Source organism: Hyphomicrobium sp. (genome assembly GCF_047600905.1).
Taxonomy (GTDB): domain Bacteria; phylum Pseudomonadota; class Alphaproteobacteria; order Rhizobiales; family Hyphomicrobiaceae; genus Hyphomicrobium_B.
Genome location: NZ_JASGKD010000001.1, coordinates 72,696 through 84,225, shown reverse-complemented (window position 1 = coordinate 84,225; position 11,530 = coordinate 72,696). Strand labels below are relative to the sequence as shown.

At 60.5% G+C, this 11,530-nt stretch carries 12 protein-coding genes; 4 read left to right on the top strand and 8 right to left on the bottom strand.

The genetic code is table 11. The features are described from left to right. Positions 1-9: 9 nt before the first annotated feature. Both ggt and QM780_RS00465 read right to left on the bottom strand, forming a co-directional pair. Complete coding sequence (ggt, locus tag QM780_RS00470; protein ID WP_415068523.1) at positions 10-1,755, bottom strand: gamma-glutamyltransferase; 1,746 nt, start codon at positions 1,753-1,755, stop codon at positions 10-12. A 57-nt stretch (positions 1,756-1,812) separates the two neighbouring features. Then, positions 1,813-2,238, bottom strand: coding sequence for a cupin domain-containing protein (locus QM780_RS00465; RefSeq protein ID WP_415068522.1), 426 nt, complete (start codon positions 2,236-2,238; stop codon positions 1,813-1,815). 175 nt (positions 2,239-2,413) lie between these two features. Between QM780_RS00465 and QM780_RS00460 the strand changes: the two genes are divergently transcribed. Beyond that, positions 2,414-2,671 (top strand): hypothetical protein, encoded by a 258-nt coding sequence (locus tag QM780_RS00460; RefSeq protein ID WP_415068521.1) that lies wholly within the window; start codon positions 2,414-2,416, stop codon positions 2,669-2,671. Positions 2,672-2,724: 53 nt separating this feature from the next. Here QM780_RS00460 and QM780_RS00455 read toward each other — a convergent pair whose 3' ends face one another. Then, the gene (locus tag QM780_RS00455) at positions 2,725-3,249 is read right to left on the bottom strand and encodes an OB-fold nucleic acid binding domain-containing protein (protein ID WP_415068520.1); all 525 of its coding nucleotides are present in this window, start codon (positions 3,247-3,249) and stop codon (positions 2,725-2,727) included. Positions 3,250-3,637: 388 nt separating this feature from the next. On the opposite strand from QM780_RS00455, the gene QM780_RS00450 reads away from it, so the two are divergent. The 3 genes from QM780_RS00450 to otnI all read left to right on the top strand — a co-directional run bounded on the left by QM780_RS00450 (position 3,638) and on the right by otnI (position 6,844). Continuing rightward, positions 3,638-4,909: a L,D-transpeptidase family protein gene (locus QM780_RS00450; protein ID WP_415068519.1), complete on the top strand. Its 1,272-nt coding sequence runs from the start codon at positions 3,638-3,640 to the stop codon at positions 4,907-4,909. A 158-nt stretch (positions 4,910-5,067) separates the two neighbouring features. Next, on the top strand, positions 5,068-6,036 hold the full coding sequence (lipA, locus tag QM780_RS00445; RefSeq protein ID WP_415068518.1) for a lipoyl synthase: 969 nt from the start codon (positions 5,068-5,070) through the stop codon (positions 6,034-6,036). Between the two features lie 16 nt (positions 6,037-6,052). Continuing rightward, a complete protein-coding gene (gene otnI, locus QM780_RS00440; RefSeq protein ID WP_415068517.1) occupies positions 6,053-6,844 on the top strand; it encodes a 2-oxo-tetronate isomerase in 792 nt (263 codons plus the stop codon). Positions 6,845-6,865: 21 nt separating this feature from the next. On the opposite strand, the gene QM780_RS00435 is transcribed toward otnI, so the two are convergent. The 5 genes from QM780_RS00435 to QM780_RS00415 form a co-directional block, all read right to left on the bottom strand. Then, the gene (locus QM780_RS00435; RefSeq protein ID WP_415068516.1) at positions 6,866-7,804 is read right to left on the bottom strand and encodes a CysB family HTH-type transcriptional regulator; all 939 of its coding nucleotides are present in this window, start codon (positions 7,802-7,804) and stop codon (positions 6,866-6,868) included. Continuing rightward, positions 7,801-8,895, bottom strand: coding sequence for a sulfate/molybdate ABC transporter ATP-binding protein (locus QM780_RS00430; RefSeq protein ID WP_415068515.1), 1,095 nt, complete (start codon positions 8,893-8,895; stop codon positions 7,801-7,803). Before QM780_RS00430 ends, QM780_RS00435 begins: the two co-directional genes overlap by 4 nt. Continuing rightward, positions 8,895-9,788, bottom strand: coding sequence for a sulfate ABC transporter permease subunit CysW (cysW, locus tag QM780_RS00425; RefSeq protein WP_415068514.1), 894 nt, complete (start codon positions 9,786-9,788; stop codon positions 8,895-8,897). Before cysW ends, QM780_RS00430 begins: the two co-directional genes overlap by 1 nt. Further along, on the bottom strand, positions 9,788-10,624 hold the full coding sequence (gene cysT, locus QM780_RS00420; protein ID WP_415068513.1) for a sulfate ABC transporter permease subunit CysT: 837 nt from the start codon (positions 10,622-10,624) through the stop codon (positions 9,788-9,790). The genes cysW and cysT overlap by 1 nt, the downstream gene beginning before the upstream one ends. A gap of 221 nt (positions 10,625-10,845) precedes the next feature. Next, positions 10,846-11,481 carry a helix-turn-helix domain-containing protein gene (locus QM780_RS00415; RefSeq protein ID WP_415068512.1) on the bottom strand — a complete coding sequence of 212 codons (636 nt, stop codon included), beginning with the start codon at positions 11,479-11,481 and terminating at the stop codon, positions 10,846-10,848. Positions 11,482-11,530: the final 49 nt, after the last annotated feature.

Genomic DNA, 11,530 nt, shown 5'->3' with positions numbered 1-11,530 from the left:
TAGCATTGATCAGTCGCCGAGAGCGACACCCTCGCGGCGCGGATCTGCTCCGCCCTGAAGCATTCCATCACGTCGCGCAACGGTATTGACGCCCGATGTCATCGTTACTGCAGTGACCGCCTGGCCGTAGGACGTTAATTCGTATGCAGGCCACACGACCGGCAACGAATATTCGATCAGAAACGGGCCTCCCTGGCTGCCGAAATTCGTAAGCGCGGCCGCCTGCTGCGCATCGAGACCCCAATCCATCATGGCGACCAGAGTTTTAACGACATAAAGAATGATCTGCGAGCCGCCCGGTGATCCGGTCACGATCTCCGGCGCGCCGTCGGCGCCGAGCACGATCGTCGGCGCCATCGAGCTTCTGGGCCGCTTGCCACCTTCCACTCTATTGGCGACGGCAACACCGTTATCGTCGACCGGCTTGAACGAAAAATCCGTCAGCTCGTTGTTGAGCAGGAAGCCCTTCGCCCAAAGATGCGAACCGAACGCGCTTTCGATCGTCGCCGTCATGGCGAGCGCATTGCCGTCATCGTCAATAATCGAAACCTGTGTTGTGCCCGGCACCTCGAACGTCGCATCGATGCCGAAGGTCTTTTTCGCCAGACCCGGCGGCAATCCGGCTTCCGCTTTCGCCATCGCCTTGTTCGGATCGATCAGCTTTCTCCGCTCGGCGATGTATGCGTCGTCAAGCGACCCTGAAGGCACCGCGATGAAATCCGGGTCAGCGATATAGCGATTGCGGTCGGCGTACGCCAACTTCTCGGCTTCCGCGATGATGTTGAGCGCCGGCGCCGTCATCAAAGCAGACGGCCCATGTACTTGCGAAAACGGTTCGATGAGCTTCAGCACCGCTCCGACCGTCAAAGCGCCTGACGACGGTGGACCCATGCCGCAAACGCTGCGGCCTCGATATCCAGCGCAAACAGGCTCACGTTCCTTTGCGGTGTATGAAGCAATATCTACCGCCGTCATGTCGCTGGGAATGGTCTTCGCACTCCGCGCCGCCGCCACGATCGCATCCGCAATCTCTCCCGAATAGAACGCGTCCGGCCCTTTGTCCGCGATGATGCGAAGCGTCGCCGCGTAGTCGGGATTTTTCAGCAGTTCGCCCTCCGCACGCGGCCTCGATCCTCCTTCGAAGAAATAGCTGCGAGCATCCTGCGGAAAGTCTTCAGGGTTCTCCGCTTTCAGAAGCGCGGCGAGTCGTGGCGAAATCGGAAAGCCTTCATCTGCGAGACGGATCGCCGGCTCGAACAAACTCTTCCATGGCAGTTTGCCGTATTTGGCGTGCGCCGCGTGGAGCGCCCGCAGCAGCCCCGGCACGCCAACGCTCAGTCCCGATAGAACGGCATCCTTAAACGCCATCGGCGCGCCGTCCTTCCGAAGGAACCGATCCGGCTTTGCCGCCGCAGGCGCGGTCTCGCGCCCGTCGATCGTTGCAACCGACCGCGATTTCGCATCCCAATAGGTGATGAAGGCGCCGCCGCCGAGACCCGACGACTGCGGCTCGACAAGCCCGAGCACAAGCTCGGTCGCGATCGCCGCGTCGACCGCCGAGCCGCCTTTTCTCAGGATCTCGCGCCCGGCTTCGGCTGCCAACGGCTCCGCCGCAACGACCATATGCTGCTTGGCGGTAACGAGAGTTTTCTCTGTCGTTCCCGATGCAGCTTCCGGGGGCGGCCGGAATTCCTGTGCCGTCGCCGCGCTTGCCGCCAGCAGATAGAGAAACGCGATAAAAGTCCGAAACGCCATTCCGTCTCCGGGCACGATATAGTTCAAATTGTCGGCGAGCAGAGCACGGATCTGTTCTCAGTAGCTCTGCTGAACGAAGCTCTCTGGCGTGCCGTCTTGCGGGTTGACGAAAATCACGTCCTTCGGATCGCGCCGCGGCGTATCGACCGACAGAAACACCACCGGCTCTTCGAGAATATCGGGAAGCGCATAAATCGTGCCCTTCTCGAAAAACAACAGCTGTCCCGGCCCGAACTCCGAAATCGTCGAAGCGTCCTTCATCCAGAACGTGCCGCGCCCCGAAAACACATAAAGATATTCATCACACGTCGCATGATAATGCGGCGGCGTCGGCTTATAGACCCGGAAAACGCGCGCGCTCGCCGCTTCCCGATTCGTCAGATAACGGTCGACGAGCAGAGTCGTGGCGGACGAAGGGAACGAGGCGGCAACCTGCCCGATATCAAACCGGCCGGTCGTGATCGCCTCGGACTTTCCTGTCATGAGCAGAACTCCATGCTTACTCCGCATGCCGGATTGCAGACGCTCCCTAAAGAGTGAGTGGCAATTCCAGCACGCCCTCAATTCCTTTGTTTATAGCACGGGGCGGCCGGCTGTCTTTCGAACTCGGCGCTCGACTAGGTTCCCGGCCGGGAGACCCATTTATCCGGAGGGGCAGATGCACTCATTGAAACTCGGGTTCGCGACTGCGACAGTCATGTGCGCGCTTTCAGCGACGGCTCAAGCAGGGGATTGCACAAGGGTCGCCGCTGTCGGCGATGGCCTGACGCACGATCTTGCTGTGGTCATGTCAACTCATGGTCTCGCCAACATCATCGAAGCCAAGGGTCGCGCGGGCAAAGGCCCCGTCCACACCAAATGCCAGCCCGGCACGTTCGGCACTGAATGCACCTCCTGGCAGAACGCCTGCAAATAATCAGGTAGCGAACCGGCATCATCGCGCGTGCGCTCGTGCGGTGATGCATGCCCTCAATGAAAATCGCGCGACTTCGGAATGATCCGCACGTTACGCGGATGCCGCGGCTTCGGCCCGCGCGAGAACCGCGGATGAATGCGCGCCTCCTTGCGGCTCGGATGCGCGGAGCCCGGTTCGGGATGGTGGATCACTTCATCGGCGTTCGCGACCGGCACGGCCATGTCGGCCGCCCATTCCGAAAGCCGTAGCAGCCAGTCGCTTCGATCGATCAGCCTTGCAGCGACGACATGAATGATGTCGGCGTGTTCCTCCTTTTGTTTTTGCACGCGTCCCTCGATCAGGATCAACCGCGACGTCATCACGACCTTGCGGAACTTTTCAAGCAGCTTCGGCCAGATGACGGCATTGGCGATGCCGGTCTCGTCCTCGATGGTCATGAATATGACCGTACCGTTTCCCGGCCGTTGCCGCACGAGCACGACACCCGCGACGCGCACCCATGCGCCGTCTTTCACCTTGCCGAGATCCTCGCACGACAGCACGCCGTCGCCGCGAAAATCGTCGCGCAGAAACGACAAGGGATGCGCTTTGAGCGAAAGCCGAAGCGTCTGGGCTTGTTTTGGCTGGCACTGCGCTTGCGCGCCTAATTTTTCAACAGTCCCGCGGCCAACGCCGGGAACATTAAGCGTCCAAAAAATTCAAACTGACCCACTGCGCGTCAAGGTGGTTCAGACAAAGAACGAACACCGTCCGCACCGTCATCGAACCGCAACACGCAGTGCAAAAATTTGGGAAAATACGAGGAAAGTCAGAGGCTCGAGCACAATCCTTGGGAAACTGTGACTTCCCTGCTCTGCCGGGCAAAACTGTCCTGAACTATACCGGCCTTTCATCTTTCGACGCACAGGATGACCCCTCGTTCTGCGCAAAGTTAACTATTGTTGCCAAATCGGAGCATCCCCATTGATGAACCTGCCCCGTCGCCTCAGCGGACTTGCCCTTGCCGCCATCGTCATGGCCGGCAGTGCGATGTCCGCGTCTTCGGCCAAAGCCGAGGATCTTGTCGATTTCCTTTGGGGCGGCAGTCCGGAATACGGCGGCGGCCGCAGCGTCGTGTCATTCGACCCCCAATTTAAGCCCGGCCAGATCATCGTTTCGTTCTCCGATCGTCGCCTCTACTGGATCATGAAACCCGGCGTCGCGCTGACCTATCCGGTCGCGATCCCGACCGGCGAAGCGCGTTGGCAGGGCGTCACCAGCGTGACCTCGAAGCGCGTCAACCCGCCGTGGACGCCGACCCCCGACATGGTCCGCAACAATCCGCGCCTGCCGCGTTGGGTTCCCGGCGGCCACCCGATGAACCCACTCGGCATTCGCGCCATGTACTTGGGCTCGAGCGCCTATCGCATCCACGGCACCGATGCCCCCTGGACCATCGGCCAGGCGGTTTCGCACGGCTGCATCCGCATGACGAACGAGGATGTCCTCGATCTCTACCCGCGGATCCCGGTCGGGACGCGCGTCACTGTCACGTGGCAGCAGTTCAAGACGCAGACCATCTCGGATGGCAGCAGCCTTCCGCGCTATACCGACAAGGATTCGAACCCGCGAGCGGCCGCAGCGCCTGCGCCTCAGCAGTCGGCAGCCGCCGAACCGGCGCCGTCCAGCTCTTCGAGCTACTCGTACGGAGCTTATGGCTCCGGCAAGACGCAGACGCGCACGGCTTCGAACCAGTCGTCGGGCGGCAGCATCGAAAGCCTGTTCTTCTGGGATCAGCCGAAGAAGCAACAGTCGTCTCCGGCAGCCGATGAACCCGATCAGAGCCAGCAGGCCTCGCGCGACGCCACGAAGGACGACGACGATCTCGTCGCTGAGAAGCCGCAGCCGTTCGAGAAGGCCGAGAAGAAGACCGCCGAAAAGCCTTCCAAGAAGGTCCATGAGGCTAAGGCCGAGATCGACGATCGCGCTTCGAACGAAGCCCCGAAGAAGAAAGTCAGCGACGCCGCACCTGCTAAGAAGAAATCGACGGCTGCTGTTGCGGTTCCGAAATCGCCCGTAGCCTCGGACACGACGTCCGACCCGTCCTCGGACCCGATGGCTGCTGTTCCCGACCCGGTCAAACCGACATCTGCCTCGGCCCCGACGGGTCAATCGGATGCGACGCCCACCGCCACCAAGGCATCAGCCTCGGGCGCAGAGGCGGTCCATGTCCAGAAGGCCGCTGTGCAGGTTCAATAACCCCTTTGATGGCCTAGAGAAATTAAAGGGCGGTTCGGTAGCGAGCTGCCCTTTTTTATATGCGCCGGCCCTGACCACGGGCAGCAGATCCGCACTTACGCCGTGTTGCATTCCCGGCGCCGCCACAGCTATGCTTGCGCTATCCTCGCACCAGCCTGATGGCGACATTGACCACCCTTCTCGATAACGTCGGCATGACCCCGCGCCCACGCCATCCGGAAAAGGCTGCGCGTCCGGAAACGCCGACACTGCCGAAACCGGATTGGCTTCGCGTCCGCGCGCCCGGATCGCCCGGCTATCATGAGACCCGCTCGATCGTGCGCGGCCATCGGCTGCATACCGTCTGCGAAGAAGCCGCCTGCCCCAACATCGGCGACTGCTGGCAGAAGCGGCACGCGACGATGATGATCATGGGCGGCGTCTGCACGCGCGCCTGCGCCTTCTGCAACGTCGCGACTGGATTGCCGGCCGCGCTGGATCCCGAGGAGCCGAAGCGTGTCGCCGATGCCGTCGCCAAGCTGGCGCTCGAACATATCGTCGTGACCTCGGTCGATCGCGATGATCTCAGCGACGGCGGTGCCACTCATTTCGCCGAGACCATCCGCGCCATCCGTGCAGCCTCACCCGCGACGACGATTGAAGTTTTGACGCCCGATTTTCTGCGCAAGGACGGCGCGCTCGAAATCGTCATTGAAGCCCGTCCCGACGTCTTCAATCACAACCTCGAAACGGTTCCCGGGTTGTATTTGAAGATCCGCCCCGGCGCCCGCTATTTCCATTCGCTCCGATTGCTGCAACGGGCAAAGGAAATAGACCCAGCCGTGTTCACGAAATCCGGCATGATGGTCGGCCTCGGAGAGACACGCGAGGAAGTCCTGCAAGTAATGGATGATCTGCGTTCCGCCGACGTCGATTTCCTCACCATCGGCCAATATCTCCAGCCGACACGCCGCCACGCCGAGGTCAAACGCTACGTCGCCCCTGAAGAGTTCGAAGGCCTCGAGCAAGCCGGCCGCTCCAAGGGCTTCCTGCTCGTCGCAGCCTCACCCCTGACGCGATCGTCATTTCATGCAGGCGACGATTTCCAGCGCCTCAAAGCCGCGCATCGCGCCCGCGTCTCCCCCTAACGATCCGGAAAAACCGATGCCGAAATTTGCAGCCAACCTGTCGCTGCTGTTCAACGAATTGCCGTTCCTCGACCGCTTCGAGGCGGCTGCCGCTGCGGGTTTCGAGGCGGTCGAGTTTATGTTTCCCTACGACTTCGAGGCCGAGGATATTCACGCGCGCCTGAACGCCAACGGTCTCCGGCTTGTGCTCTTCAATTTGCCGGCTGGAAACTGGGCGGCCGGAGAACGCGGCCTTGCTATCTTTCCCAATCTCGTCGGTGAATTCCGCGCCAGCGTTGCCCGCGCCGCGAAATACGCTGCGGTGCTTGGCTGCGAGCGCCTTCACTGCCTCGCGGGCGTCGCTCCGCTCGGCGGCGACGTCCGCGCCATGCGCAAGACCTATGTCGAAAATCTTCGCTATGCCGCGCAGGCGTTTGCCGGCGATGGCATCACGCTGCTCATCGAAGCCATCAATACTCGTGACGTCCCGGGTTATTTCATCAATACGACTTCGAAGGCCGCCGACATCATCGAAAGCGTCGAAGCCGCGAACCTGCGTCTGCAGTACGATGCCTATCATATGCAGATCATGGAAGGCGATTTGACGCCGACGATCGATAAATATCAAAAGATGATCGGCCACATTCAGATCGCCGATACGCCCGGCCGCCATGAGCCGGGCACTGGCGAGATCAACTACCCGTTCGTTTTCGATCACCTCGACCGCATCGGCTACGACGGATGGGTCGGCTGCGAATACCGCCCGCTCGCGTCGACCTACGACAGCCTGGCATGGTTCCGCGCGCTCAAGCCTCCGCACGCCGCCTGACCGTACACGCGCACCCGCGCCTCAGGCGTTCGCGTCCAATGGCAAGGCTGTTCCGGCCTTCACGACTTTTTCCGTCAGGCTCGGCGTGCAGAGTTCGATGAACCGATAGGCGAAGCCGCGCAGAAACCGCCCACGGCGCAGCGCGATGCGCGACGTCGACTTCGGAAAGAGCCGCGTGGTGTCGAGAAGCGTCAGCTCCGTGTCGCGATTTTCGTCATAGGCCATCGACGCAACGATACCGATGCCCAGTCCGACTTCGACATACGTCTTGATGACATCGGCGTCGAGCGCAACCATGACGATATCGGGCGTAAGATTGGCCGCGACAAACGCCGCATCTATCGCCGGTCGGCCCGTGAAACCTTCATGATAAGTTATGATCGGCCATTCGGCGATTTTTTCCAGCGTCAGCGGACTACCGTCGTCGAGCGGATGCCCCTTCGGCACGATCACGCCATGATGCCAAGAATAGAACGGAAACGACACGTGCTCGGGCGTGTCTTCGAGCGCTTCCGTCGCAATGCCGATATCCGCGGTGCCGTCGTTCAGCATCGCTGCGATTTCCTTCGGCGTCCCCTGATGCAGAACGAGATGGACGTTCGGAAACTCTTTCCGGAATGCAGCGATCGGCCCCGGCAGCGCATAGCGCGCCTGAGTGTGCGTAGTGGCAATCGTGATCTCGCCTCGGTCCGATTTTGCGAACTGATCGGCCAGCCGCTTGATGTTCGCGGTATCGAGCAGAATTCGATCGACGATCTGCGCCAGTTCCTTGCCCGGCTCCGTCAGCCCGAGCAGCCGCTTGCCCCGGCGCACGAAAAGCTCGACGCCGAGTTCGTCCTCCAGATCCTTGATGTGCTTTGAAACACCGGACTGCGATGTGTAGAGCGCGTTTGCAACCTCGGTCAGATTGAAATTGCGGCGTAGAGTCTCTCGGATGATACGAAGCTGTTGGAAGTTCACGACGCCTGGCTACCGCTCTGATTTAGGAAGACGCTCAATTTGCGTCCTTTGATCTTAACACGTTGTCCGGTCGAAAGACCGAGCGTTTGCAGCTCCGAGCCCGGAATTTCAACCTCGAAGAATTCCTTTTGGCCTTTACGCGCGTCGCCGTTGGCGACCAGCTCGACCCGCGCGACGGCTCCATTACCGAGAATTCGGTTAACGCGAGCCGAGATTCCGTCTTCGGAGCGATCGTGGGAAACGATCTCTGTATCCTGCGGCCGGCTGAAGGCAATGACATCCTGACCATCCTTGAAATGGTCGCCGTCGATGCGAAGCTTTTCATCGCCCACGCGAACATATCCGCTTTCGACCTTACCGCGGAATTCGTTGACAGCCCCGATAAACCCGAAGGCGAACGCCGAGGCCGGCCTCTGGTAGATGTCGCTCGGCGAGCCGACTTGCTCCACGTGTCCCTTGTTGATGAGGACAATGCGGTCGGCCACCTCGAGCGCCTCTTCCTGGTCGTGCGTCACGAAAATAGAAGAGATGTGCAGTTCGTCATGTAGCGTCCGAAGCCAGCGCCGAAGTTCCTTGCGCACTTTCGCATCGAGCGCACCGAACGGTTCGTCGAGCAACAGCACGCGCGGTTCGACCGCAAGTGCCCGCGCGAGCGCGATCCGTTGCCGTTGGCCGCCGGAAAGCTGAGACGGAAACCGGTTCGCGACCCACCCGAGTTGCACGAGATCCAGAAGCCGCGTGACCTTGGCTTTGATTTCGCTTTCGCTCGGACGCTCGCGCCGCGGCCTCACACGCAAGCCGAACGCGATATTCTCGAACACCGTCAAATGTCGAAAGAGCGCGTAATGCTGAAACACAAAGCCGACGCGGCGCTGCCGGACGTCCTTGTCGGTCGCGTCGATTCCGTCGAGCACGATGCGGCCGCTGTCGGCATATTCGAGCCCGGCGATGACCCGCAACAGCGTCGTCTTTCCGCAGCCCGACGGCCCAAGAAGCGCGACAAGCTCGCCGTCCGGGAACTTCAGCGTTATATCGTCGAGTGCCTTGAATGCACCGAACGACTTGTTGACGCTTTGGACTTCAATGCTCATCAACCATGCTCCCCGGAAGCGGATTGCCGTGCGCGCCATTCGACATACGTCTTCAACACGAGCGTTACGAGCGCCAGGAGTGCCAGCAGTGATGCCACCGCGAACGCGGCCGCAAATTGGTATTCGTTATAGAGAATTTCGACATGCAACGGCATCGTGTTGGTCTCGCCGCGGATATGGCCCGAGACGACTGAAACTGCGCCGAATTCGCCCATCGCACGTGCATTGCACAGAATGACACCGTAGATCAGCGCCCATTTGATGTTCGGCAGGGTGACGCGCCAGAACGTCTGCAAACCCGACGCTCCAAGAGAAATGGCGGCTTCCTCTTCATCGCGCCCCTGCGCCTGCATCAGCGGGATGAGCTCTCGCGCGATGAATGGAAACGTCACGAAGATCGTCGCCAGCACGATGCCGGGCACAGCGAAGATGATCTTGATGTCATGGTCGCGCAGCCACGGACCGAACCAGCCCTGCAAGCCGAAAACCAGCACATAGATGAGGCCGGCGACGACCGGCGAGACCGAAAACGGCAGATCGATCAGCGTAATGAGCAGGTTTTTGCCCGGAAATTGAAACTTGGCGATGGCCCAGGCCGCCGATATGCCGAAAATCAGATTCAACGGCACCGAAATGGCGGCGGCCAACAGCGTCAGCTTAATGGCCGATAGCGCATCCGGCTCGACGAGCGCTGCGAAGTACGTCTCCGCCCCTTTGCGAAACGCCTCCGCGAACACCGCGATGAGCGGCAGCAACAGGAAAACCGTGAAATACGTCAGGCCCGTTGCGAGAACAGCGAGCTTGACCCACGACGCATCTCGCGTCGCAGGATTGGCCTCGAACTTTTCCGCGCCATCCAGACGCGCGTCGAGCGAAGCGGCAATGCCCGCCATCAGATCGCCCTCCCTGTGCGCCGCGCGGCCCAGGCCTGCAATCCATTGACGAACAGCAGCAGGATGAACGAGAAAATCAGCATCACCGAAGCAACCGCGGTGGCGCCGCGATAGTCGAACTGCTCGAGCTTCGTGATGATGATCAGCGGCGTGATTTCCGATACCATCGGAATATTGCCGGCGATGAAAATGACGGAGCCATATTCACCGACAGCCCGCGCAAAAGCCAAAGCAAAGCCGGTCAGCAACGCGGGAAGCAGCGTCGGAAGGACAACGCGATAAATCGCCTGCCAACGCGTCGCGCCGAGGCTTGCGGCCGCTTCTTCGAACTCCGTTTCGAGATCTTCTAGAACCGGCTGCACGGTCCTGACGACGAACGGCAGCCCGATGAATGTTAAAGCGACAAGCACGCCGGCCGGCCCGAACGCGATTTTGATGCCAAGCGGATCGAGTAAGCTGCCGATCCAGCCGTTCTTTGCGTATATGGCGGTCAGCGCAATGCCCGCGACTGCGGTCGGCAATGCAAATGGAAGGTCGATCAGGGCGTCCACCACCTTGCGGCCGGGAAAGGTATAGCGCGTCAGCCCCCACGCCAGCAGCACGCCGAAGAAGGCGTTGATCACGGCGGCGAGCAGCGACGCCCCGAACGTCAGCTTGTAGGAAGCTACGACGCGCGGAGACGCGACCTGCGCCCAAAACTGCGGCCACGTCAGACCGGCTGTCTTTATGAAAACCGCCGACAGCGGAATGAGGACGATCAAAGATAGGTAGACAAGCGTGAACCCGAGCGACAGCCCGAAGCCCGGTAGCACTTGTCTTCGCACCCCGCTAGCCATGCCCGATGCTTCCTAGGTCAGAATTGTTATCGCGACGACGACAGCCGAGGCGGCGAGTAGCGCCACCCAGGCGAACGCGAGGTGTATGCCGTGAGCATTCAGGATCATCATCGGTTGTCCGCTAAAGTGAACAGAACGCACACTATGCGAGAGACCACGCCCCTCGAACGAAGAAGAGTTGCTAAGCATTTTCGATTGCGGAATGAGAAGCCGGCGGATCTCTAAATCTGCCGTCCGCGAGAATGCGGACCATCGAAAACCGTAATGACAAGGAACGCTTTTGCTTCTTTGTCACTCGGATTGAGAAAACGGTGCGTAGCGTCCGCATTGAAGAGAATGGCGTCGCCGGTACAAAGTCGTGCCGGCGTGTCCTCTCCGACTGTCACTTCGAGCTCGCCCGATATGACCACGAGGTTCTTTTTGGTGCCTGCCGCCGAGGCATCGAAACCTTCCGAGTGGTGCGGATCGACGGTCAGCTCGTAAATCTCTACGTTCTGCGGATCTCCCCACGGGAAGAGTGCACGGCTCACAAATCCACCTTCGCCGGAGGCGACGATTGTCGCCCGGTCGCGTGGGACGACAATAGTGCCGCCGGCTCCTGGGCTCGAAATAAGGCCCGCGACCGACACCTTGAGAGCTTCGGCAATACGTCCCAAGAGATTGATAGTGGGGGCACTTTTGCCCGTTTCGATCTGGCCGAGCATTGCCCGGCTGACACCCGAGATCGAAGAAAGCTGCTCTAATGACAATCCTTGCCGGCGCCTGAGATGCCTCAGATTTTCCCCGACGACCATCGACAGCTTCGCCGGTCCGCTCACCGCAGCACGAAGCTGAGGGTTGTCTTCTTTTCTTGCCATCGCAATTGCCATCGCGCCGCTCGCGGTTATGTGAACCTCTGCGAATACG